Source organism: Pseudoalteromonas sp. SR41-7 (assembly GCF_014163935.1).
Taxonomy (GTDB): Bacteria; Pseudomonadota; Gammaproteobacteria; order Enterobacterales; family Alteromonadaceae; genus Pseudoalteromonas; species Pseudoalteromonas distincta.
In genome coordinates this window covers 371064-395899 of sequence record NZ_JACJEF010000003.1, presented here as the reverse complement: position 1 = coordinate 395899, position 24836 = coordinate 371064, and the positions used below count along the sequence as shown (strand labels likewise).

The 24836-nt window shown below is 39.3% G+C and carries 18 protein-coding genes; 14 read left to right on the top strand and 4 right to left on the bottom strand.

Annotation, left to right across the window (positions count from 1 at the left end; genetic code table 11):
• The first annotated feature begins 61 nt into the window (after window positions 1-61).
• Both H5092_RS06320 and H5092_RS06315 read left to right on the top strand, forming a co-directional pair.
• Window positions 62-1039 carry a FecR family protein gene (locus tag H5092_RS06320; protein ID WP_182733148.1) on the top strand — a complete coding sequence of 326 codons (978 nt, stop codon included), beginning with the start codon at window positions 62-64 and terminating at the stop codon, window positions 1037-1039.
• A gap of 24 nt (window positions 1040-1063) precedes the next feature.
• A complete protein-coding gene (locus tag H5092_RS06315; protein ID WP_182733147.1) occupies window positions 1064-3919 on the top strand; it encodes a TonB-dependent receptor in 2856 nt (951 codons plus the stop codon).
• Here the strand turns inward: H5092_RS06315 and H5092_RS06310 are convergent.
• Window positions 3916-5703, bottom strand: a complete 1788-nt coding sequence (locus H5092_RS06310; protein WP_182733146.1) for a metallophosphoesterase — start codon at window positions 5701-5703, stop codon at window positions 3916-3918. The genes H5092_RS06315 and H5092_RS06310 overlap by 4 nt on opposite strands.
• A gap of 180 nt (window positions 5704-5883) precedes the next feature.
• On the opposite strand from H5092_RS06310, the gene H5092_RS06305 reads away from it, so the two are divergent.
• The 3 genes from H5092_RS06305 (at window position 5884) to H5092_RS06295 (ending at window position 10967) form a co-directional block, all read left to right on the top strand.
• The gene (locus H5092_RS06305) at window positions 5884-6945 is read left to right on the top strand and encodes a Ca2+-dependent phosphoinositide-specific phospholipase C (RefSeq protein WP_165736295.1); all 1062 of its coding nucleotides are present in this window, start codon (window positions 5884-5886) and stop codon (window positions 6943-6945) included.
• Between the two features lie 21 nt (window positions 6946-6966).
• Entirely contained in the window at window positions 6967-9690 is a 2724-nt protein-coding gene (locus H5092_RS06300) for a TonB-dependent receptor (protein ID WP_182733145.1), read from the top strand.
• 383 nt (window positions 9691-10073) lie between these two features.
• Window positions 10074-10967, top strand: coding sequence for a LysR family transcriptional regulator (locus H5092_RS06295; protein ID WP_182733144.1), 894 nt, complete (start codon window positions 10074-10076; stop codon window positions 10965-10967).
• A 34-nt stretch (window positions 10968-11001) separates the two neighbouring features.
• Here H5092_RS06295 and H5092_RS06290 read toward each other — a convergent pair whose 3' ends face one another.
• Window positions 11002-11874: an EamA family transporter gene (locus H5092_RS06290; protein ID WP_002961284.1), complete on the bottom strand. Its 873-nt coding sequence runs from the start codon at window positions 11872-11874 to the stop codon at window positions 11002-11004.
• A 224-nt stretch (window positions 11875-12098) separates the two neighbouring features.
• Window positions 12099-13484: a tRNA 5-hydroxyuridine modification protein YegQ gene (gene yegQ / locus H5092_RS06285; RefSeq protein WP_182716771.1), complete on the bottom strand. Its 1386-nt coding sequence runs from the start codon at window positions 13482-13484 to the stop codon at window positions 12099-12101.
• Window positions 13485-13759: 275 nt separating this feature from the next.
• On the opposite strand from yegQ, the gene ndk reads away from it, so the two are divergent.
• The 9 genes from ndk to der all read left to right on the top strand — a co-directional run bounded on the left by ndk (window position 13760) and on the right by der (window position 24250).
• Window positions 13760-14191, top strand: a complete 432-nt coding sequence (gene ndk, locus H5092_RS06280; protein WP_002961288.1) for a nucleoside-diphosphate kinase — start codon at window positions 13760-13762, stop codon at window positions 14189-14191.
• A 170-nt stretch (window positions 14192-14361) separates the two neighbouring features.
• Window positions 14362-15492: a bifunctional tRNA (adenosine(37)-C2)-methyltransferase TrmG/ribosomal RNA large subunit methyltransferase RlmN gene (locus tag H5092_RS06275; RefSeq protein WP_002961289.1), complete on the top strand. Its 1131-nt coding sequence runs from the start codon at window positions 14362-14364 to the stop codon at window positions 15490-15492.
• A 126-nt stretch (window positions 15493-15618) separates the two neighbouring features.
• Window positions 15619-17457, top strand: a complete 1839-nt coding sequence (gene pilW / locus H5092_RS06270; protein WP_182695234.1) for a type IV pilus biogenesis/stability protein PilW — start codon at window positions 15619-15621, stop codon at window positions 17455-17457.
• Complete coding sequence (locus tag H5092_RS06265; protein ID WP_002961292.1) at window positions 17454-18320, top strand: RodZ domain-containing protein; 867 nt, start codon at window positions 17454-17456, stop codon at window positions 18318-18320. Before pilW ends, H5092_RS06265 begins: the two co-directional genes overlap by 4 nt.
• 5 nt (window positions 18321-18325) lie before the next feature.
• Window positions 18326-19444, top strand: a complete 1119-nt coding sequence (ispG, locus tag H5092_RS06260) for a flavodoxin-dependent (E)-4-hydroxy-3-methylbut-2-enyl-diphosphate synthase (RefSeq protein WP_002961295.1) — start codon at window positions 18326-18328, stop codon at window positions 19442-19444.
• A 136-nt stretch (window positions 19445-19580) separates the two neighbouring features.
• Window positions 19581-20861, top strand: a complete 1281-nt coding sequence (gene hisS, locus H5092_RS06255; protein WP_182733143.1) for a histidine--tRNA ligase — start codon at window positions 19581-19583, stop codon at window positions 20859-20861.
• Window positions 20862-20880: 19 nt separating this feature from the next.
• The gene (locus H5092_RS06250; protein ID WP_002961300.1) at window positions 20881-21501 is read left to right on the top strand and encodes a tetratricopeptide repeat protein; all 621 of its coding nucleotides are present in this window, start codon (window positions 20881-20883) and stop codon (window positions 21499-21501) included.
• A gap of 10 nt (window positions 21502-21511) precedes the next feature.
• Window positions 21512-22690 (top strand): outer membrane protein assembly factor BamB, encoded by a 1179-nt coding sequence (gene bamB / locus H5092_RS06245; RefSeq protein WP_002961301.1) that lies wholly within the window; start codon window positions 21512-21514, stop codon window positions 22688-22690.
• Between the two features lie 93 nt (window positions 22691-22783).
• Window positions 22784-24250: a ribosome biogenesis GTPase Der gene (der, locus tag H5092_RS06240; RefSeq protein WP_024597862.1), complete on the top strand. Its 1467-nt coding sequence runs from the start codon at window positions 22784-22786 to the stop codon at window positions 24248-24250.
• A gap of 60 nt (window positions 24251-24310) precedes the next feature.
• Here der and H5092_RS06235 read toward each other — a convergent pair whose 3' ends face one another.
• Window positions 24311-24814 carry a zf-TFIIB domain-containing protein gene (locus H5092_RS06235; protein WP_024597861.1) on the bottom strand — a complete coding sequence of 168 codons (504 nt, stop codon included), beginning with the start codon at window positions 24812-24814 and terminating at the stop codon, window positions 24311-24313.
• Between the last annotated feature and the right edge of the window lie 22 nt (window positions 24815-24836).

The following is a 24836-nucleotide window of genomic DNA, read 5'->3' as shown; positions in this document are numbered from 1 at the left end:
ATGTCCCCTTTATTACACTTTTACGCTCTTTATATTTAATCAACGCAGGTTAGGTTTTTTAATGAACGAACAACGCTTAGAACAGGCAGCAGATTGGGTAGATCGGATTAATGATTTAAATGATCATGACCGTAAAGAACTATCGCTTTGGTTAAAATGCACAGAAAATAAGGCTGCATTTGAGAAAATTGCCAATGTATTTGGCGATCCTGCTGTTAAACAGGCTCTACACATTTACACTAAACAATATAGTTTACCGACTCCAATAATTACGCCTAATGCTAAACGTTCTAGGGCTTTCCCTATGCTTGCCTTAGCAGCTAGTTTTAGCACTATTGCTTTTGCAGTGTACTGGCTTTCTATATCTCAACAAGCGTTTACACCAACACCTATTGCAAAAACAGCAGTTGAAACTAACCTACCTCAGCTTTTAGAAGCACGTTTAGGCAAACGTGTATCTAAGTTATTAGATGACGGTTCATATTTACACTTAAATGCAGATAGTGAGTTGACTGCGCACTTACTACCACACTCTAGGCAAATCGAATTAAAAAAAGGACAGGTTTTTTTTGATGTAGCCAAAGATAAAACACGGCCATTTATAATAAACTCCGGACAAGCAAGCATTAAAGTACTAGGTACTTCTTTTGATGTAGAGCGCAATAAGGATGAAGTAGTGGTAACCGTGTACGAAGGCAGGGTAGAAGTCTCGGCCTTAGATAAAGTGATATTAACTCCCTCTCAACAAGCTGTTATAAAAAATGGACATATAGCTGTAGATTATAGCCAGCAGTTGGAACAACTCCCTGCTTGGCGAATGGGTTGGATTGATGCAAAAAAAGAACCTCTAACCACTGTTATTAAGCAATTGCAGCGTTATAGCCCTATGGTAATTAAAGTAGATAACGCACTAAATAATACTTTAATTAGCGGACGATTTAATCTCGAAACGCCGCAACAAAGCCTTATGCTAATAGCATCTACTTACAACTGGAATGTAGAAAAAAAGAGCAACGAACTTCATTTAACGCGACCTTAAATGAAGTATGTTGATTAAACTCTTATGCTAAAACATGTATGTACATTAAATAAACGTATTTTAGTGTACTTTTTTATTGCTGTTAGTTGCTTAACAGCAATGCCAAGTGCCGCAAAAAACATACATACGTTTGTTTATATACCTGCCGGTTCTCTCAGTGACAGCTTAAGAGAAGTAGCAAATGCATATGCAGTCTCTTTTAGTAGTAACCCTTCACTTATCGACGACAAAACTACATCCACCTTAATTGGCGATCATACACTTGCTCAAGCATTAGATTTTTTACTAAGAGGCAGCGAGTTAACATATAAAATTCAAGACAAGGGTTTTGTTATTTTTCAACAAAAAATAACGACCAATAACGAAACACTTGAAGAAATAACAGTAAAGGGTATCCGCTATTCGTTGGCTCGCTCACGAAACTTAAAACACAATAATAAAACGATTAGCGAAGCCATTTCTGCACAAGATATTACCGACATTCCCAATACTAACTTGGCTGAAGCCTTACAGTATATTCCGGGTGTAGCCATTACTCGCGAAGCAGGCGAAGGTCGCCAAGTATCAATACGTGGCAGTTATCCTGATTTTAGTTTGGTAACACTCAACGGTATGCCTGTATTGGCAAATAATGATTCACCAATGGATAGTCGAGTGCAAAAACAGCGCGATCGTTCTTTCGACTTCAATATTTTACCTGCCGAACTATTTAAACAAATTCATGTAATTAAAGCCTATTCTGCCGACAAAATTGCAGGTGGAATATCTGGCACTATGGCACTGCAAACTATAAACCCCTTAGATAATGAAGGATTTAAATTTATTATTACACCAGAAGTCGGCTACAACGACTATGTGGGTACAGGCGCAAAACGCTATTCAAGCTTAATTTCTAACACCTGGAATAATTGGGGGGTACTTGCAAGCGTTGCGTACACAAACAGAGAATCGTTAGAGCAAGGCGCTAATACATTTCGCTGGCGAAATATTGCCATAGAAGGCGCTGATCTCTCGGCGTTAACTCAATCACAAGCTCAGCATTTAACTCAAGGCGATTATATAATCCCTCGCGGTAATCGCTACTCGGTATGGCAAGCAACCCAGCAGCGATTTGGGGCAAACCTATCTGTAGAGTACAAAAATGAAACCACGCATTTTGATTTTGATATGCTCTCAGGTTTTTTAAAAGGAGAGCGGCATGAATATCATTTATACCCTAGAGGGGATCAGTCAACGCCTATAATTAAAGGGCTAACAACAATTAAAGACATTCAAGCTAATAAAAATAATGAGCTTGTGTATGCACGTTATGAAAATGCAAGAGTCGCTACTGAAAGTAGAGCCCAAAAAATAAAAACGGCATATCAGCAAGGCGTGCTCTCGCTTACACAAGAAGTAGATAAAAATTGGAAAATAAACGCCATATTAGGAAACGAGCGCTCAAAGTATGACATTCCTTTCAGCAATAAGATTTATACCCAAGGTGTAAGTGACGTTACAATTGATTATCGTAAAACGCCATTTTATGCAGATATTAAGTACAGCGAAAACTTGAAAAGTCCGACGATGTGGCAAATGCATCATGGTGATATAGAGCAATACAATTCAAATAGTGAGTACACCTTCGCAAAATTAGATTTTCAATATGACGTTAATAGTTTAATAACTCTTCAATTTGGGGCTGACTGGACTCTGTTTGAAAATAAAATGAATAACGCACAGCAAAACGATATTTTTTTTAATGAAATATCCGATACACCACAACAATTAATTGACCTTCCTGCATCGTATGTTTCATCGCAAAATGCACATAAAAAACAGCAGTGGTTAAAAATAAACACTAATGAGGCACTTAAGCTTTATGGCATTGACCCATTTAATGTACAAGCCAATAATTTTTTAATCACGACTAAAGCTGAACATATAAAGGAATATAGCAGAGGTGCTTATACTCTATTAAGTACAGAGCAAGAAAAATGGGAGGCTCATATAGGTGTACGTTACCAATCAGAATCTATAACATCTTACACTCAAGCGCCTTACTCTCCGATTTTGTATAGTCTATGGCTTCCAACTTTTAATGGGTCATATTTTATTAACGATAATTGGCGATTTCGTGCAGGACTTTCTAAAAACTATTCAAAACCATTACTAAATTCACTCAATTTTGATGGCTCAAACGATACCCCCAATAGTACAAAATACATATTTAACTCAAATCTAAAACCTTACTTATCTTATAATAGCGATATTTCCTTAGAGGCTGATTTTAGTAGTCGCAGTTCGTTTAACATATCACTTTTTTATAAAGATCTAGAGGATTACATAGTCACAACACAAGCGCCTTTATTTGAAGATTCGCCGCCTACAACCTCCGATAGTCAATTACTTTGGCTAAGTAATGCAGAAACGGCCTATCAGTGGGGAGCCGAGGTAAGTTTAAACTACTTAATACATAATTCTGATTGGGGAATTAATATACAAGCGGCTTATAATAAAGGTAAAGTCACCTATTATGACTCAAATAGTGGCACTGCTTTATTTAAAAAAAACCTGCCTTTTTTATCTAAAATTACCGCATCAAGTATGATTTTTTACGACCACCCTAAATTCAATTTTAAACTCGGCGCTATTTTTAGAGATAAATATTTAGTGCGTGCTGGCAGCCTTTTACTCGATGAAAACGAAACCGGATTTATGCCGACCACATATTGGGATGCAAGTGTAAATTATTATTTTTCTAATTATTGGAAACTTAAATTTAGCGCATTTAATCTCAGTAATGAACAAGAGCGACAATACAGTAATTCAACCCTCAGAGCTTACAACTCAACCACAAGTGGACGTACCTTTTACTTAGGGTTGAGTTATCAGTATTAAATGATTTTTCCTGTTTTTAAATCAACGCGGAAATTCTCCCCCTGGGTATGTTGACTAAATTTTGCCATTACTTTTATTAACAGGGCTAAGTATTGCTGTATTTGCGTATCTGTTTTACATATCGATTGTGCTAAAAAAGTATTTAGTTGTTGATAAGTAATACGTTTTTTAGCTGTTATGTCTGCTGTTACATCACCATTTCTTAATAAATAAAAATCTTGAAGCCATTCTTTTGTCGATACAGCTTCAAGCTGAGAGAGCAAATTAGGCGGTGCTTCATTTAAACATTGCATATTTGTAAACCAATCGGCTAAATGATGATTGTCATTTAACCATGCCATTAAATTTTTAGGCCAATCGCGTTTTAAAAAACGCTGTTTAATCAGCCCAAATAAATGTTGCTTGGTAAAATCACCATAACTCTTTGAGTTCAAAATAGTGCGGTCAAAATTACTAAGATTATGCAAGTTACGATACTGCCATTCCTTTTCATATAAACTAAATAAATCATTAAAACCCGGCACATCGTCTAATGTATGGGTACTAATGAGCGCGGTTTGCTTTGCTAAATTTAGCTCTACAACTTTATAGGCCGCTTTGTAAGCCGCTAAACTTGGCACTTGCACATTAACTAACTGGGAGTGCTGATTACTGGTTATCAGCGCCGTATCATTTAAATGTATATGCCCTGCAAAATGGAGCGTTAACCCTGTATCTGCCAGTATTTTTGCTGTACGTGGTGTTGGCACTCTTGGTAGAGAAAAATGACCACGGCTAAACACTTTATGTAATTCGTCATTTGCATTGTCGTAAAACTCCCCCATTGGAAAGTGACTAAATGCAACCAGTGTTTTATTTTGCGTTTTGGCTCTTTTTACAACCGTTTTTATCCACTTTAACAATAGAGGCTTTGCATCAATTAAAGCATTATAGCCGGCACCAGACGACCCTTTAAAAGTGAGCGGTGAGTTTTGCCATTGCGGTGCATAAACATTGGCATCAATTGCCATTAACCAAACCCCTTTTATAGGCTCAACTAAATAACTCGCATCGGGCATGGTGATACAGTGTTTTTTGTTATTGGGGTTACACCATATAAACTCTCGGTTTTTATAAGGCGTTTCATATAGCACATCACCTTTATGTTTACTAAACCCAAAGTCATTGAGTGTGCTTAGTATTTCAGCGTATCCCCAGTTTTTTAAACCATCATCACATACAGACTGCTTAGCCATACACTTTTCATGTTGATAACTATAAACACCAAACTCTTTACCTTGCGCCATTAAAAAGTCCGCTTTACCTGCCGGTGTTGTATATGGTTTTACGGGATCGTGATTACCCGGTATGGCAAAGAAACGCATTCCATATTTCTTTTCATAATGACCTAAAATACGCGCCAGTGCCCGCACATTAATAGGTTGACCATCATCAGTAAAATCGCCAGGTAAGGCGACTAGTTTTATTTTTTTTTCGGCTAATTCATCTAATACATGTAAAAAAACAAAATAATTTTCATTAAAAAGACGTGTTGAATGAAGCTGGGCAAGCATACTACGCACTAGTAATGGTTGCTTTGAGGTAACGTCCTTTGGTAGTTCTATATTATCTACGTCATGTAAATTAGCAAAAATATCATGTAGATGAATATCAGCTAAAAATGCCACTTTAACCGTCTCCATCTGCGACGCACTTTTAACCTCAAAGTACTCAATAGCACTTACTTTGCATGTAATACATAACCCAATCCATAGTGCTAACCATAGTACTTTGACTCTAATCATGATGGCTTTATCCCGTTTTTATTTCACTCATTATTTAGAGCGAGGTAATGGATAAAAGGGGACATAAAATTTTATAAACATGCTTTTCTATTATGAAACTTTTATTAAATGCATATTTTTGTGTCCCCTAATTTATAAATGCTCGCTCTTAGATAGCAAACTCAACAATTGAGACGTGCTATGCCATTTTTTATTTTTATTATTTTTGCAGGTTATGTAAGCAGTGTTAGCGCTAAGCCATTAAACACCCTGCAAATGATTGGCTCACATAACAGCTATAAAAAAACATTAAACGTAAGCGTTAAACATAAATTAAATGATTTAAGCCCCAAGCTAATGGCCCGTATTGATTACGGTCATTCATCTATTATTAAACAGTTAAATAGCGGTGTTCGCCATTTAGAAATTGACGTTTTAAAAGACCCTAATGGGGGTTTATACATAAAACCTTGGGCTAATACTTTTGCAACAACGCCTTTGTTTAATGAGTTAGAAAAAAAGCAATTAGCTACTCCTGGATTTAAAGTAATGCACATTCCCGACATTGATGTGCAAAGCCATTGTGTGTTGTTTAGTGGCTGTTTGAATACACTCAAAGCATGGTCAGAGGCAAATCCGCAGCACTTTCCAATTGTTGTAATGCTCAATGTAAAAGAAACACGATCTGATTTAGTTCTGGGGAATAATCCATTTAAATTTACACCGAAAGATTATTATTTACTCGATGAAGTAATTCAAAAATCGTTACCTAACTTATTATTCACGCCAGATGATTTACGCAAAACGCCATTATCTTTAAACCAAACAGTCATTAAGTTTGGGTGGCCAAGTACACGTGCCTTAGCAGGTAAGTTCATATTCTTATTTGATGGCAATACACAACAATCCGCACTTTATAAACAAAATAGGCCTTCGTTAAAAGGGGCTAGCATGTTTGCCCATTATGATGAAAACCACCCCGAAGCTGCTTTTATGATTGTGAACAACCCTATACGCGACTTTTATAAAATTCAGCAACTTGTATTAAAAGGCTTCATGGTGCGTACCCGCGCAGATGCAAATTTAAGTGCCACTAATTCGCAACGAACAATGCAGTTTAATGCTGCAAAAAATAGCGGCGCACAAGTAATTTCAACCGATTTTATACCCGGCTCGCCACAGCAGGCGCGCTTTAACTATGTGGTGCAATTTGACGAAGGTCATTTAGTGCGCACAAACCCTTTTATTAATAATCAACTTTAAATTAAAAACCAAGGAAGCATCATGTTGAACAAACCATCTCGTACGCTTTTAGCAACGGCTATAATGAGTTCATTAGGCGCGTCTAATTATGTGTATGCAGAACAATCTGCGCAAACAGAAGTGGAAGAAATTGTTGTACAGGGTTATCGCAACAGTTTGTTAAAAGCAAAAGATTTAAAACGAAATGCTGTGGGCGCACAAGATTCTATTGTGGCTGAAGATATTGCAGATTTTCCCGATCTAAATCTAGCAGACTCACTACAACGTGTACCTGGCATTGCCATAACTCGAGAGGGCGGCGAAGGCCGACAAATTTCGTTACGAGGCTTGGGTCCAAACTTTACACAAGTACAACTCAACGGTATGGAAGCTTTAGGTACATCGTCTTCAGCAATGGATAGCCGAGGTTCCGTAAGTCGCTCTCGCGCTTTTGATTTTAATATATTTGCTTCTGAGTTATTTCAACGCGTTGATGTGAAAAAATCATTTTCAGCCGAAATGGATGAAGGCGGCATAGGCGGCACTGTTGGGCTTCATACAGCTAAACCATTTGATTTTGATGGTTTTAATACTGCTCTATCAGGTCAACTTGGCGACAACTCACAAACCGATGATGTTAGCCCACGTTTTGCAGCTCTGATCTCAGATACTTGGGATGATAAATTTGGCGCATTATTTTCAATTGCATACAGCAAACGTGATGTAAATGAGCAAGGTTACAATACGTATCGCTGGCGCAAAAAAAATGCTTCAGGCTCTGATATCTCAAATCTTTCAGGTGAACTACAAGACAAAATAAATAACGAAGAAGTGAGCTTTTCACGCGGTAGTCGCTATTCATTATTTGAAAACGAACAGGAACGCTTAGGGACAACACTTGCCCTGCAGTATCGCCCGAGTAATAACCTTGAATTCGGTTTTGACGCTCTATATGGTGAACTGAATAATGACCGCAGTGAATACCACTTACAAAACAGAGGTTCTAGCTCAACAGCTATTGGTTGTACTGGACCAGCTTATAACAACGAGCAAATATGCTCAAAGCTCACAACTCTTGAAATAAATGAAAATAACGACGCTATTTATTCAGTATACGAAGATGCCGCAATACACTCAGAAAGCCGCAGCCAATATGCAGACACTAAAATAAGTCAGTTTGTATTAAATAGCGATTGGCAAATTACAGAAGATTTAAATATGACCGCCTTAGTAGGGCGTTCAGAAACCAAGTTCAATACAGGCAGTGTTAAAGTTTACCTAGAAACATTTGGCGATGAAACAATTGATTACCGCCAAGATGCTTATTATGGTGAAAACACATACGGGTTTGAGCCTACAGACAGTAGTTTATTTCGTTATCACGAAATTGATATATCTGAAGAAGAAATAACTAATACATTCGACTCTATGAAATTAGATTTTAATTACACACTAAACAATGCTTCAAATATAAAGTTTGGTGTATCTAATAAAAAGTTTGAAAGTGAAAACGGTGAAAGTAAATCTGATAATATTAATCGCAGTGATTGGGAAGATGGCGTACTGGATGACACGGTAGATTCAAGCCTTACATTTACCAATACCGCACACAATAAACAACAATGGGTAAGTGTTGATGTACTAGGCACTCTAGCGAGTATGAATATCGACCCTAACTTAGATAACCCTGATTTTACCGATAACGTACAAGAAAAAACCTTTGGCGCTTATTTGCAGTACGAAGCTGAATGGGAACTAGGCTCAGGTTACTTAATGGGTAATGCGGGTGTGCGCCATTACGATACTACTACCAATGCTATAGGGTTAATAAATGGAGAAGTAGTTGACGTTGAAAATACCTATTCAGGGTTGCTACCCGCTATAAATTTAGTGTGGGATAGTAATAACAGTTTAGTACTTCGTGCAAGCTATGGCGAAAATCTCACCCGCCCTTCGCTCGGTGCATTAGTGCCAACAGGCGTTGTACAAAATGATGCCACATCAACCAATGGCCTTAGTATCAGTTCAGGAAACCCAAACCTTAAACCTTACGAATCTGTTAACTTCGACTTTTCAGTCGAGTACTATTTTGAAAACATTGGGTATGCGGCCGTAAGTTACTTCCATAAGTCTATCGATAACTTCATTATCACCGAAACATATGATATCCCGTACAGTCAAACCGGATATCCTCTTAGCTTTTTAGGCGACGTAGACGAAAACGGTAATCCGCAAACAGCAAATACTGTTTTCACCGTTATTCAACCACAAAACTTAGATGAAAGTGATATTAGTGGCTGGGAGCTCGCTTTTCAACGAGACCTCGACTTTTTGCCAGCTCCGTTTAATAACTTAGGTGTTATTGCTAATTATACATTTGCTGATGGTGAAGCGCTGTACCGTAACGTAGGTAATTCGGGTATTGATCAATATAAATCATTCCCTGGGCTGTCAGAACACTCTGGTAACTTTACAGTATATTACGATTCTGATTCATGGGGCGCACGCGTTGCAGCAGCTTATAGAAGTGACTATATTGCATCGGTACAAGCCGGTAACGGCGACGAAGACGAAAATGGTTTTCATGCCAGTACATACATAGATGCATCAGCATTTTATCAGGTTAATGAAAAGCTAAAGCTCACTATAGAAGCCAGTAATTTAACTAATGAACGAGAAGAGCAGTATTCAGACTCCAATGATCGTTTATACAATACGACGGTTAATGGCCGTACTGTTTATTTAGGTGCCAGTTATCGCTTCTAAATTATAAAAATGAGGCTCTATTTTTGTGTAGAGCCTCTAATTATTTTTTAGGGATTCATCAAAAAAGACGACTTATAAAAATGATCACTTAATTAAGCGAATTTATATAGAGCACTCGATGTAAATCACTATTTGTAAATCTACTTTCAACGGCTCTAACAAGAACGATTTAAAACTACTTTTAATTAATTTAGCTGTTCAGATTGAGTTACGTTATTTACCAGTGCTCTTATTGAGAGTTATTAAATTAAAATCACATAAAATTTGGTTGCCTAATTTCAGTTCTTCCCTCCCCCCTTAATCTCTAATGAAATATTAAGGCGCCGCTGTTAGTATTAAACAACATAATCAATAATTAAGTCTTAATATGATAAGTGGTTTTGATGGCAGCTAATTATTCTCTCGATGATTTACGTCACTTTTGCACCATAGTAAAACTAGGTAGCTTTAAAAAAGCATCAATAAGCCTTGATATGTCACTATCAACTTTGAGCCGTAGAATACGTTTATTAGAGCAAGCTCTGCAATTAACGTTACTAAATCGAGATGCTCATCGGGTAACACTTACGCATACTGGCGAGTTATATTACGATCGCTATCGTAAACTGTTCGATGAAGTAGAGTGTATAGAGCAAGCACTTTGTGATGAGAAAGAGCAACCTAAAGGGAAAATTAGGATCTCTGCACCCATTTACATGGGTAAACACTTTTTAAGTGCTATTTTTTGTGATTTTTTACTGCAATATCCCGATATTCAACTAGATTTACGCTTTTCAAATAACCTTATTGATATTGAAAAAGAAGGGATTGATATAGCGTTTAGAGTAAGAAATCCTGCTATTGATAATTGGGTTATTAGGGAGCTTAAGCTTACTCACAATATATTATGTACTCACTTAAGTCATGATTATCAATCCATCACTCATCCTAAGCAATTAGAAGAGCAACCAAAAGTTACGTGCGTTGGGTTGGTACCGTGGCAGTTAAAAAATCAGCAAACGAGTGAAGAATACAGTTTTAATCCAAACACGCATGTCCGGTTAGAAGTTGATGAAATTCAAATGATGAAACAAGCCGTTGAGTCTGGTGTAGGCATTAGCTACATTCCTGATTATATAGCATTGCCTCTTATTGAAGCCACAAAGCTTAAACGTATCCTTCCTGACTGGCAAAGTGAAGGGCAGCCATTTTCTATGCTTTATCGCGACAGAAAACAAGTATCTTATCGGGTACGACTATTAATAGAGCATACATTGCAACACTTCAACGAAAAGTAGCAATGTATGCTTTTAAAAGGAAAGCTTTAAACGTTTAAAAACTAAGCCTAAGTACAATTACACCTAAAAATGCTGTTGCTAATCCTATCACTTCTTGGCGGGTAAAAGACTCTTTTAGAATGATGCGTGAGTAGAGCAAAATAATTAAAATGTTCATCCCCGAAATTGCCGAAACGAGCCCTGTATTACCAATTGCAAAAGCCGATATTATTGCCACCATACCTGCCACGTTTGTTAATCCAATCAGTAACCCGCATGAAAATGTTTTACTCGCAGACCAATACCCTTGAGAAGTGCCTTGCTCTGCTAGCATTTTTTTACGCTTTACTAACCAACTAACAGCAAAAAGAAAACTACCAAAACCAAACATAGACGTTAGCGTTGCAAACGTATCGGCCTCAAGAAGTGTTGATTGCTTACCCATTAAATCATTAAATGCAAAGGCAAGTGCAGCGAGTAATCCCCATTGCGCACCTTGTAGGTTGTTCAACGAAATATCGCTTGAATAACGAATGATATAAAGGCCACCAAAAATAATGAAAAAGCCAATTAATTGAATTGTTGTTAAGGTCTCCTGCCACAATAAAAAAGCAAATAAAAGGACAAACAAAGGCGTCAATCCTGATAAAATACTAATTAAAGACGCTTTACCAACCGAAAACCCCTTATGCAACAAACCATTAGCAGCAAAAGAGCCAAAACCTAACGCTAGCCCAACCGTAATGTCTGCCCAGCCATACCATGTATGTTCAAATACCACAGTACCTAGCGCACTAATAACAAATCCTACAAAAAATACACCGAATAATAATAAGTTACGGTTAATCTTTTTCTGCGACGTCCATTGATACAACACTCCTCGGGCACCAAAAAAAACGGTTGCGAGTAATGCAAAAATTATCCACATACAAAAATGATTCCTTTAAAAAGTAATGGGGTAACAGTGAGGAGCGATTTAACAACACGTGTTAAGTACGAATATCCATTATATTCGCTTTTAAAATTTTATAAATAAGCATTAATGATAAGATAAATTCCATAAATGGTATTTAAAAAATAGCAGATGAAGATATAACTGCTCAGCGTCACTCTATTTAATAAAATAGCTTTGAGCAGTTATTAGAGTGGATCCTAACTGACCTTTTTGAACGGATTACGGGTATCTTGGTGCGCGTCTAGATTACGCATTAAAATAGCGTGATCTAAGTTAATGCCCTCATCTAGCTGGATTTTTACAATATGACCAGAGCCTTTAGCATCGCCAATACTTTTGCCTCTTTTGTTTTCCATATATTCAAGCGTAAAAGTAATGTTACCTTGTGGTGTCATAAGCTCTAAAGAGTGACCAGTACAAAATTTATTTTTAACGTCTATTTCAACTAATCCACTTTCGCAGCGCCCAAGTACTTCACCCACAAATTGCTGCTTAGTTGATACAGAGTGACCGTATTCATAGTTTTGATAATCTTGGTGGGCATGGCGTTTTAAAAAGCCTTCGGTATAACCACGATGCGCCAAGTTTTCTAATGTTTTAAATAAGCTAGTATCAAATGGTTTACCCGAAGCCGCATCGTCTATTGCTTTACGATAAACTTGTGCAGTGCGCGCCACATAATAAAATGACTTAGTACGCCCTTCTATTTTTAAACTATGTACCCCCATTTTTGTTAACTGCTCTACGTATTGCACAGCGCGTAAATCTTTGGAATTCATAATATACGTGCCGTGTTCATCCTCAAACGCAGGCATATACTCACCAGGGCGACCTTGTTCCTCTAGAATAAATACATCGTTGCTTGGCGCGCCTTCACCCAGAGTAGGTATCACCTGTTTGGGGTCAATTTTATGCACCATTTCGCCAGTTTCGTTCTCAACACCAGGTTTTACATCGTAATCCCAGCGACATGCATTAGTACACGTGCCTTGATTTGGATCGCGCTTATTTATGTAACCAGAGAGCAAGCAACGCCCCGAATACGCCATACACAGTGCGCCATGTACAAATACTTCAAGTTCGGTGTCTGAGCAGAGTGTGCGTATTTCGGTTATTTCTTCGAGCGACAGCTCTCTTGATAAAATAACCCGTTCGATCCCCTGCTTTGCCCAAAATTGTACACTCGCGTAATTTACCGCATTTGCCTGTACTGATAAGTGAATGGGCATCGCAGGCCATTTTTCACGAACAAGCATAATTAAACCAGGGTCCGACATAATCAGCGCATCGGGCTGCATCGCAATAACTGGCTCTATATCACGTAAATACGATTTTACTTTCGCGTTATGCGGCGCAATATTAGAGACCACATAAAACTTTTTATTTTGCGCATGCGCTTCACTAATACCAATTTGCAGCGTGTCTAAGTCAAATTCATTATTGCGCACACGCAAACTATAACGAGGCTGCCCCGCATAAACCGCATCTGCACCATAAGCAAACGCGTAGCGCATGTTTTTTAAACTGCCTGCGGGGCATAATAATTCAGGAATAAAAGGCATTGAAGAAATAACGGGTAACATGTGCGCTCCATACATCGAACTGGGTTTAAACCAGTTGCATGAGTTTTACCAATTTGATTGAAAAATTAAGCATTAATCCAGTGAAATTGGTGTTATTGAAAAATACATAAACACAAGCGCAGCAGTATAAATATGGCTAATAATTTAAATTTGATCGAGATCATAAAACAGCAATCAAACTGGTTTTTAATAAAATTAGGATTTTTCACTTAAAACGCGTATAATTCGCGCCCGTTAATATTCACACTTTTACTTAAAATTATTGGAGCATAAAGATGGCTTTAGAGCGTACTTTCTCAATCGTAAAACCTGATGCAGTTGCTAAAAACCACATTGGCGCTATCTACAACCGTTTCGAAACTGCTGGCCTTAAAATCGTTGCAGCTAAAATGGTTCACCTTTCACAAGAGAAAGCTGAAGGTTTCTACGCAGAACATAGCGAACGTCCTTTCTTTGGCGCTTTAGTATCTTTCATGACATCTGGTCCAGTAATGGTTACAGTTCTTGAAGGCGAAAACGCTGTTCTTAAAAACCGTGAAATCATGGGTGCTACTAACCCTGCTGAAGCACTAGCTGGCACTTTACGTGCAGACTACGCTGATAGCATCGACGAAAACGCTGTTCACGGTTCTGATGCTGTTGAATCTGCTGCTCGCGAAATCGCGTACTTCTTCGCTGACGAAGAGCTTTGTTCACGTACTCGTTAATTCGAATTCGTTAACAAAATGAAAAGGGCTTTCGGGCCCTTTTTTAGTCATTACGCAAAGTATCCATAAGTGCATTTTTTGATATTTTACTTAATGATTAAAGTGAGTGAATTGTGTACAATTCGTCCTCGTAAATTTTTATCTCCACCGTCACCGATTGAGGTTGTTTCATGACCGAGCAAAAAAAGATTAACTTATTAGATTTAAACCGAGATGCAATGCGCGAGCTATTTGCATCGTTCGGTGAAAAGCCGTTTCGTAGTGACCAGGTGATGAAATGGATTTATCATTTTGGCGTAGATAACTTCGACGAAATGACTAACGTAAATAAAAAGCTTAAAGAAAAGCTTAAAGCTGAGTGCGAAATTGTAGCGCCAGAAATAACAGTTCGCCAACAAGCAAGCGACGGTACTATTAAGTACGCGCTTATTCTTGAAGGCGGCCAAGAAGTAGAAGCCGTTTGGATCCCTGAAAAAGAGCGCGCTACGTTATGTGTATCATCACAAGTGGGTTGTGCGCTTGAATGTACTTTTTGTTCTACTGCTCAACAAGGCTTTAACCGTAACTTAAAAGTATCTGAAATTATTGGCCAAGTTTGGCGTGTAGCTAAAGATATAGGCCTTGATGGTCATAGCGAAAAGCGCCCAGTGACTAATGTTGTAATGATGGGTATGGGCGAGCCTTTACTTAATCTTAAAAACGTAGTGCCAGCAATGGAACTAATGATGGACGATTGGGGCTTTGGTTTATCTAAGCGCCGTGTAACATTAAGTACTTCAGGCGTTGTACCTGCTCTTGATTTACTAAAAGAAAAAATTGACGTAGCACTGGCTATATCTCTTCACGCACCCGATAACGCACTGCGTGATATTTTAGTGCCTGTTAATAAAAAGTACCCTATTGAAGAGTTTTTAGCGGCGTGTCGTCGTTATATCGACGGTTCAAAAGCTAATAAAGACGTAACTGTTGAATACGTTATGCTTAATGGCATTAACGACAGCACTGATCAAGCGCATGCATTAGTACAAACGTTAAAAGGCACACCGTCTAAGGTAAACCTTATTCCGTTTAACCCGTTCCCGGGTAACGAGTACACACGCTCAAGTAATAGCCGTATCGACCGCTTTTCAAAAGTACTACAAGCTGCAGGTGTAACCTGTATTGTGCGCCGTACTCGCGGTGATGATATTGACGCAGCTTGCGGTCAGTTAGTCGGTGACGTGGTTGACCGTACTAAACGTTTAGCTAAAAAGAAAATCCGCGACGATAACGCGATTGCCGTTAATATCCACCAAGCATAATCTGTAACAGCCTTATACGAATAAACCATATAAGGCTGTTAAGTTGTTTATTTTTAAATAAATGATGCAAGAGTAAAGCTTTTAGGTAAGATAGGCGACATGGACTAAAAATAAAGAGATAAGGTAATGCGATCTATACTTGCTATAACACTATCAACACTTGCCCTAAGTGGCTGTGTGAGTGAAAGTAGTTATAACGGCAGTAATAAACCCGTCGTCGAAAATAAAGTTAATAATACTGGCGCAGCACGAACACGAATTGCTTTAGCCCTACAGTATTTAAAAACGGGTAATAATTCTCAAGCCAAATACAATTTAGAACGTGCAGCAGCATTTGCTCCTGACCTACCTGAAGTACATTACTCTCTTGCTTATTACTACCAACAAGTGGGCGAAAACCCGCTAGCTGATAAAGCCTACCAAAAAGCACTTGAAATAAAACCAGACGATCCTAATACTCTCAATAACTACGGTGTGTTTTTATGTGGTATTGATGAATACGATCGTGCAACTGATCAATTTTTAAAAGCCATTGAAGTACCAAGTTATATTCGTGTTGCCGAAAGCTACGAAAATTTAGCCCTGTGTGCTATTGAATTTGATGACTTTGAAAATGCAGAAAGCTACTTTCAGCAGGCACTTAATCACAGCTCTCAGCGTACATCTACATTAATTAGCTTAGCCGCACTGTATTACGCTAAAAGTGACTTGTACAAAGCCAGTGAACTTTTAAAACGCTATGAAAGTACGGGTCAAGTATCTTCTCGCGCATTAATGCTTAGCTATCTTGTAAAAAACCGAATGGGCAGAATTGAAGAAGCTGAAAAAATTTCCAACACTATTTTGCAAACTTACTCTACCAGCAACGAAGCCTATGCGTTAAAAGAGAAAAGAACACGTTTTAATGAGTTTGAAATACTGCGAGAAAAATACCGTAAAGCGCAGTTAAAAGAACTAAAAAATGACGCAAGCGGCGCGCACGTTAGTTCAAAACCAAAAATAAAAGTTATTAGAAAGAAACGTTCGCCAGAGGACGGTTCAACAAGCTTGGTAACAAACAACGAGCAAAAAACAGATAAAAAGCTCGCAACAGCAAATAACCAAGATGTAAATCCAGTTATAGCAAGAGAAGAGCAAGCTCAAGCATTGCCAAATACGCTCAGTACGCAAGCCGACGAAGCAACCGTAATAGCAAAACAAGTAACGACCCAAAAAGAAGAGGCTCCTAAAGTCGTCGCGCCAAGCAATCCTACCGATACATCGGCTGTTATGATTGCACTTACTACTGAGCACGACTCTGCAGATTCTATAGTAGCAGCGCCTGAAAAAGCACAGCCCGTTTTAGAACCTCAAAAAGAAGTTATAGCAACAAAACAACCGGTTAAAGCCGATGACGAGGTAACAATAATCTCGTTTGGCGCACCTAAAACAGGCCAGTTTAATTCGCAGCAAACTAGTAACTACAGTAATTCTGCACCTGCAGTTACAAATCAAAAAAACAGTAGCGACGTGGTATTCTACGAAGCGACTAAAAACACAACCGTTTTTGAAAACAGTAACTATCAAAATAATGCTGATATTGAATTTAAAAGCTACGAAGCAGTGCAAAAAACTGAGCTTCCAATGCTTAATCCAAAAGTATCGCCTTTACGCGTGCCATTTCATGTAATTGCTGTTGGCGAAAACCTATTTAGCATTTCGGTGCGATACAATGTTAAACTACAAAAACTCCTGCAATGGAATGGTTTAAAAGAGTCGGATCGGGTAATGAATGGAAGTAAAATATACCTAAACGATCCTAATATTTATTACGAAATTAAAGCTGGTGATTCCCTTTACGATATAGCTACCCAGCGGCATGTATTAATTGATGAATTAATGCGATGGAATAAATTAAGTCCTGATATAGCATTAAAACCAGGGCACAGACTTTTACTAGTGGATCCAGACTCATACACATTATGAATGAAGAAAATACGCAAACACAGAGCGAACAGCCAACTGTAGGCCAAATACTAAAAAATCATAGAGAGCAAGCAAACGTTAGCATCGCAACTATTGCTGCACCGTTAAAGCTGTCTGAACTTCAAATTAAACGCCTTGAAAATGATGAATTTGCGTTACTAGGCCCTATCACTTTTGTTAAAGGCTATATAAAAAATTATTGCCGTGAATTAAAAGTCGATAGCGCACCTATATTAGCAATGATGCCGGCCCCACCAGAGCCGACCAAGCCCGCTAATATGCAAAGCTTTTCGCGCCGAACAGAAAAAGAAGCAAGCGACAGCCGTTTAATGTTTTTTAGTTATTTAATTTTAGCGATTGTTATTGGCTCATCTGCTTTATGGTTTTGGCAAAACGCCACCCCCATTGAAGAGCAAACCAGTAAAATAAACGTTGCCAACTCAATAATGAGTGAACGACAAGCAGCTCAACCCAGTATTTTACAGCAACAGCAACAAGCCGAAATTAACGACGAATCACTATTAGAATCAAAAGATACGCTTGAAACATCAACAAGCTCAGAAGCCGTTACAGAAACGGCTCCTATTACATCTAACAACGAAAGCCAAGAAGATGCTAGCAGTACAATTGTTATGAACTTTAACGGCGAAAGTTGGGTTGAAATTTACGATGGCGAAGGCGAAAAAATAGCATTCGGCGTTAAAAAAGCAGGCTACATTATGACCGTAAGCGGAACGCCTCCTTTTTCAGTTGTGCTTGGTAAGCATGACGCTGTAGACATTACTTTAAACGGCGAACCTGTAGATGTTTCTGCATTTCCTAAAAACCGTTTAGCCAAATTTACATTACCACTAGCAGAGTAGTCGCTATGTTTTCAGAATCCCCAATTAAACGCAGAAAATCCACCCGTATCAATGTAGGTAACGTCCCTATTGGTGACGGCGCCCCTATTGCTGTGCAATCAATGACCAATACCGACACCATGGATGTTGATGCAACCGTTGCACAAATTCAGGCAATACAAGATGCAGGTGCCGACATAGTGCGTGTATCAGTACCGACTATGGACGCAGCTGAAGCGTTTAAAAGTATTAAAGAACAAGTGACTATTCCGCTAGTAGCCGATATTCACTTTGATTACCGTATAGCCTTAAAAGTGGCAAAGTACGGCGTAGATTGTCTGCGCATAAACCCAGGTAATATAGGTAGCGAAGAGCGTATAAGAGCTGTGGTCGATTCTGCTCGCGAGCATAACATTCCTATTCGTATTGGTGTAAATGGCGGCTCACTTGAGCGCGACTTACAAGAAAAATATGGCGAGCCTACACCTGAAGCCTTATTAGAATCAGCAATGCGCCATGTAGATATATTACGCCGCCTTGATTTTGACCAATTTAAAATATCGGTAAAAGCATCAGACGTATTTTTAGCGGTAGGCGCCTATCGCTTACTCGCTAAAGAAATAGACCAACCACTGCATTTAGGTATTACCGAAGCGGGCGGCATGCGATCTGGCTCGGTTAAATCAGCCGTAGGTTTAGGTATGCTACTTGCCGAAGGTATTGGCGATACACTGCGAGTGTCGCTTGCAGCTGACCCTGTTCAAGAAATTAAAGTAGGTTTTGATATTTTAAAATCGCTGCGCATACGTTCGCGCGGTATTAACTTTATTGCATGCCCTAGCTGTTCTCGTCAAGAATTTGATGTAGTAAGCACCATGAACCAGCTAGAAGAGCGTCTTGAAGATATTATTGAGCCTGTATCGGTTTCGGTAATTGGTTGTGTTGTAAACGGCCCAGGTGAAGCACTCGTTAGTGATATAGGCCTTGCCGGTGCAAACCGTCGCTCAGGTTTATACATTAATGGTGAGCGCCAAAAAGCACGTATTGACAACAACAATATTGTTGACCAGCTCGAAGGCTACGTGCGCGACTTTATTGCTCAAAAAGAGCAGCAAACACCTATCGATATTAAAATAGTCGAATAAATACCGTATAAAGCGCCAAACAGCGGTGTTTGGCGTTTACCTTTATGACCAGAACGCTATAATAGCGGGTCAATTTTTAGCATTCTTGTTGTGTAAGCATTTTTTATTACACATAAACAGCATTTAGGATTTATCAGTGGCAAAACAAATTCAGGCAGTTCGCGGTATGAACGATTGTCTGCCGGGCGATACACAAGTTTGGCAGAAAGTAGAAAGCATTTTACGCGAGACAGTAGCATCGTTCGGTTATCAAGAAATTCGTTTTCCTATTGTAGAATCAACCGACTTATTCAAACGCTCTATTGGTGAAGTTACCGATATAGTAGAAAAAGAAATGTACACCTTTGCCGATCGCAATGGCGACTTATTAACACTTCGCCCAGAAGGCACCGCAGTATGCGTACGTGCTGGCAACCAAAATGGCTTACTATATAACCAAGAACAACGCCTTTGGTACATGGGTCCAATGTTTCGTCACGAACGTCCGCAAAAAGGTCGTTACCGTCAGTTTCACCAATTTGGTTTAGAAACATTTGGTATTGCCACAGCCGACATAGACGCAGAAGTTATTTTATTAACAGCGCAACTATGGGAAGCCTTTGGTATTACTGACCACGTTCGTTTAGAGCTAAATTCTTTAGGCTCTAACGAAGCGCGTGCAGATTACCGTGATGCGTTAGTAGCCTACCTTGAGCAACATATTGACGTGCTTGATGAAGACTCAAAACGTCGTATGTATTCAAACCCATTACGCGTACTTGATAGCAAAAACCCAGACGTACAAGCAATTTTAACTGATGCGCCTAAATTGTCTGAAAACTTAGACGCTGAATCAAAAGAACATTTTGAAAATTTATGTGAACGTTTAGACGCTGCTGGCGTCTCATATACGGTTAATGAAAAGTTAGTACGTGGTTTAGACTACTACAACCGCACCGTATTTGAATGGGTAACCGACAGCTTAGGCGCACAAGGCACTGTATGTGCTGGCGGTCGTTACGACGGCTTAGTTGAACAGCTTGGCGGCAAAGCAACCCCAGCAGTTGGTTTTGCAATGGGTCTAGAGCGCTTAGTGTTATTACTACAAGCGCTTGAGTGTGTAGGTGACATTCGTCGTAATGCTGATGTATATTTAGCAGCAATGGGCGACAAAGCAAGCATTCAAGCTCCTGCAATTGCAGCGCAACTACGTAAAGACGTACCAGGTTTACGCGTTATGGTGCATGCGGGCGCCGGCAACTTTAAAAAACAATTAAAACGTGCTGATAAAAGCGATGCACTTGTTGCAGTGATTATTGGTGAAGATGAATTAGAAAAAGGCGTTGTGACCATCAAGTATTTACGCGAGCGTAAAGAACAAGTCACATTAGAATTAGAACAAGCTAAAGCGCTATTAGCTGAGCTTATTAACGGCTAAGCGAACATTAGAGGTAAGAATGGATATTTATTCAACAGAAGAACAACAAGCAGAAGCCATTAAACGCTTTTTCCGTGAAAACGGCATTTCACTTGCACTAGGCATACTTGTTGGCCTTGGTGGCTTATATGGCTGGAAAGCATATAACCAAAACCAAATTACTACCGCTGAAAAAGCATCAGATTCATATACAGCGCTTGTTGAAAGCGACGATGTATTATCTTCAGCTGATGCGTTTATTAGCGAAAATAAAGATACAAACTACGCAACACTTGCTGCATTTGTTGCTGCAAAAGACGCTGTAGAAGCAAAAAAATTAGACGTAGCAAGCGAAAAGCTAAGCTGGATAGTGTCTAATACTGAAAATACAGAATTAAAAGCAATTGCGATTACACGTTTAGCGCGAATTCAAATTGCACAAACTAACTATGACGATGCATTAACTACATTAAATGCACCATTACCTGAAGCATTCAATGCAAACGTTGCCGAGCTTAAAGGCGACATTTACACACAGCAAGGTAACAAAGATCAAGCACGTACTGCATACCAAGCAGCAATAGATGCGGGTGGATTAACAAGTAACCCACTATTACAAATTAAGTTAGATGACCTAGCAGTAACTAGCCCAGCGGCATAAGGTTTTAGGCATGAAAAAATTTACAACAGCAGCCCTTGCCCTATGTATGGCAACACTGATGGGTTGTTCATCAAGTGATGATGAAGATGAACTAGTACTTCCTGAAATTGTAAACCAATTTGAAACTGACGTTGTTTGGCAAGAATCTGTCGGTGATGGCGTAGAGCATTACTTTTCTCGTTTAACACCAGCTGTTTACAAAGATACTGTATATGTTGCTAGCCGCGAAGGCCAAGTAGAAGCGCTTTCGCTTACTAACGGCGATACCAAGTGGGAAACCGATGTACGCCAAGATTTATCGTTTTGGCCATGGGCTGACAACGGTAATGCAAAATTATCAGGTGGTATTTTGCAAGCCTATGGTAAAATTTATATAGGTTCTGAACACGGCTTTATTATTGCTCTTGATCGCGAAACCGGTGAAGAAGTTTGGCGTAAGAATGTACCAGGCGAATCACTGTCTAAACCGACAGCAGGCGATGGCTTAATATTTGTAAATTTAGGCTCTGGTAAATTGTTAGCCCTTCACCCAGATACGGGCGAAGAGCGTTGGAGTTTTGAACAAGAAGTTCCACCACTAACATTACGCGGACAAAGCTCGCCAACTGTTGCTAACGGTGGTGTATTAGTAGGCCTTGAAACAGGCAAGCTAAGCGTTTTAATTTCAGACAGTGGTTACTCAGCATGGAGCGCAGAAATTGCGGTTGCTAAAGGCGCATCAGAATTTGAACGCCTAGTTGACGTAGACACTCAACCGCTTATTAGCGGTCCATACGCTTACGCTATAGCTTACAACGGCAACTTAGCTGCTGTAGATATTCGCTCTGGCAACGTAGTTTGGAAACGTGAGTACAGCAGCTACCGCGAAATTGCGATGGATGCACAAACAATTTATTTAGTAGATAGCGATGGTGTTATTTACGCATTAGATAAAAATTCAGGTATTGAACGTTGGAGCCAACCCGCTCTACGTGGTTGGTACCTAACAGGCCCTGCAGTTGCAGGTAGCCACTTAGCTTTAGGCGACCAAGAAGGTAACCTACATTGGCTAAATAAAGAAACTGGCGAGCTAGTATCTCGAGAAGACTTTGACAGCTCAGGCTTTTTTGTTGAGCCAGTTGTTGCCGACGATAAGCTAATTTTATACACCCGTGATGGTGAAGTTAGTATGGTAAAAATACCAAACTAACTGACTGCTATTAGTATAACCTGCTAATAGTTAATTGTTTTTTGTAAGGCTTCGCACTGCGAAGCCTTTTGTTGTTTTTTAAAGAGGTAGTTTATGCTTCCCGTGATCGCTCTAGTTGGGCGACCCAATGTGGGCAAGTCCACATTATTTAACCGTTTAACACGTACTCGTGATGCACTCGTAGCCGATTTTCCAGGTTTAACACGAGATAGAAAATATGGCCAAGCTAGTTACGATGGCTATGAATTTATCGTGGTAGACACGGGCGGTATTGATGGCTCAGAAGAAGGCATCGAAATCGAAATGGCAGATCAATCTCTGCTAGCCATTGAAGAAGCCGACATTGTTCTGTTTTTAGTAGATGCTCGTGTAGGTATGACCGTAGCTGACCAAGCCATTGCTAATCACTTGCGTAAACAAGAGAAAAAGTGCTTTGTTGTTGCCAATAAAACCGACGGCATTGATGCAGATTCAAACTGTGCTGAATTTTACCAATTATCATTAGGTGAAATACATCACATTGCAGCTGCACATGGCCGTGGTATTACCCTATTACTTGAACAAACACTTCAGCCGCTTATTGCTGAACTAGCTGCTCAAGATGAAGAAGTAACAGGCGATGACGAAGAATTAATCGATCTTTACGAAGAAGGCGAAGGTGATGATACCGATCATCAAGCGTTTGCTGACAAACCTGTAAAGCTTGCTATTATTGGTCGCCCTAATGTTGGTAAGTCAACACTTACAAACCGTATATTGGGTGAAGATCGTGTAATTGTATATGATATGCCAGGTACAACGCGCGATTCTATTTATATTCCAATGACGCGTAACGACAAAGAGTATGTGTTAATTGACACAGCCGGTGTTCGTAAGCGTAAAAAAGTAAGTGACGTAGTTGAAAAGTTCTCAGTAATTAAAACACTACAAGCAATCGAAGATTGTAACGTGGTTTTACTTGTTGTGGATGCGCGCGATGGTATTTCTGATCAAGACTTAAGCTTATTAGGTTTTGCGCTTAACTCAGGTCGTTCGCTGGTTATTGCCGTTAATAAATGGGATGGCCTTGACGACTACGTTAAAGATCGTATTAAAACAGAGCTTGATCGCCGTTTAGGCTTTATTGACTTTGCACGCTTACACTTTATATCTGCACTTCACGGTACAGGTGTTGGTCATTTATTTGAATCGGTTGATGAAGCGTACGAGTCAGCAACTAAGCGTATTAGCACCGCAATGCTTCGCCGTATTATGGACATGGCTCAAGCCGATCACCAGCCGCCACTTGTTCGTGGTCGTCGTGTTAAGCTTAAATATGCGCATGCCGGTGGTTATAACCCGCCACGTATTGTAATTCATGGTAACCAAGTTCACGATTTACCAGATAGCTACAAACGCTACCTTATGAACTACTACCGTAAAGCACTTAAAATTATGGGCACCCCAATCAAAATTGAATTTAGAGAAGGTGATAACCCATTTGCAGGGCGTACTAATAAAGTAACGCTTTCGCAAAAACGTAAAATACGTGCGTTTGCAAAAGAAAACCGTAATAAATAAACTGCATAAGCGTTAATCTATTACAGAAAAACGGCGTACTTTTTAGTACGCCGTTTTTTATTACTGAAAATTAAGTAATGCTAATTGCACCAGCCGTTCAACTGTCGTGTCTTGAACATTTTTAGGCGCTTTGGGGTAATACTTTGATTTTGGCGGCTTAATAGTTATAAACCCATGATTGGTCGCCATTTCGTGGGCTAACAGCTTACGCTCTCGGGGGGTTAAATGGTTTTCGTGTATTTTTGCCAGCTCGCCGCTATCAAGCCATATGCCTGCACAACCAGGGCATTCGTCTATCTCAACCACTTTGAGCGGCGAAAAATACCGGCGCATCATCACAATACTTGGGCATTTAGGGCAATTTACTCGCGATGAGACTTCGCCCTCACCTTCGGTATAATTACTCAAATACTTAAGTAAAACCTGACCATGCTTTAACTCCGGCGAGCTAAACTTAAAAATTTGGCTGTTATCAAAAAATACGCCGCCTTGCGCTGACGTAAAAACAGTAATCCCGCCAACAAGTAAAGGTTCAAGTGGCGTATTACTACGAGGACAATACATTTAAAATTCCTTTTTATTTATT

Coding starts and splice junctions, on each gene's coding strand:
- H5092_RS06265 (WP_002961292.1), top strand. CDS start 17,454: ATGAATGAAGAAAATACGCAAACACAGAGCGAACAGCCAACTGTAGGC.
- H5092_RS06250 (WP_002961300.1), top strand. CDS start 20,881: ATGGATATTTATTCAACAGAAGAACAACAAGCAGAAGCCATTAAACGC.
- H5092_RS06295 (WP_182733144.1), top strand. CDS start 10,074: ATGGCAGCTAATTATTCTCTCGATGATTTACGTCACTTTTGCACCATA.
- ispG (WP_002961295.1), top strand. CDS start 18,326: ATGTTTTCAGAATCCCCAATTAAACGCAGAAAATCCACCCGTATCAAT.
- H5092_RS06300 (WP_182733145.1), top strand. CDS start 6,967: ATGTTGAACAAACCATCTCGTACGCTTTTAGCAACGGCTATAATGAGT.
- H5092_RS06315 (WP_182733147.1), top strand. CDS start 1,064: ATGCTAAAACATGTATGTACATTAAATAAACGTATTTTAGTGTACTTT.
- H5092_RS06290 (WP_002961284.1), bottom strand. CDS start 11,874: ATGTGGATAATTTTTGCATTACTCGCAACCGTTTTTTTTGGTGCCCGA.
- H5092_RS06305 (WP_165736295.1), top strand. CDS start 5,884: ATGCCATTTTTTATTTTTATTATTTTTGCAGGTTATGTAAGCAGTGTT.
- ndk (WP_002961288.1), top strand. CDS start 13,760: ATGGCTTTAGAGCGTACTTTCTCAATCGTAAAACCTGATGCAGTTGCT.
- pilW (WP_182695234.1), top strand. CDS start 15,619: ATGCGATCTATACTTGCTATAACACTATCAACACTTGCCCTAAGTGGC.
- H5092_RS06320 (WP_182733148.1), top strand. CDS start 62: ATGAACGAACAACGCTTAGAACAGGCAGCAGATTGGGTAGATCGGATT.
- H5092_RS06235 (WP_024597861.1), bottom strand. CDS start 24,814: ATGTATTGTCCTCGTAGTAATACGCCACTTGAACCTTTACTTGTTGGC.
- der (WP_024597862.1), top strand. CDS start 22,784: ATGCTTCCCGTGATCGCTCTAGTTGGGCGACCCAATGTGGGCAAGTCC.
- yegQ (WP_182716771.1), bottom strand. CDS start 13,484: ATGTTACCCGTTATTTCTTCAATGCCTTTTATTCCTGAATTATTATGC.
- H5092_RS06275 (WP_002961289.1), top strand. CDS start 14,362: ATGACCGAGCAAAAAAAGATTAACTTATTAGATTTAAACCGAGATGCA.
- H5092_RS06310 (WP_182733146.1), bottom strand. CDS start 5,703: ATGATTAGAGTCAAAGTACTATGGTTAGCACTATGGATTGGGTTATGT.
- bamB (WP_002961301.1), top strand. CDS start 21,512: ATGAAAAAATTTACAACAGCAGCCCTTGCCCTATGTATGGCAACACTG.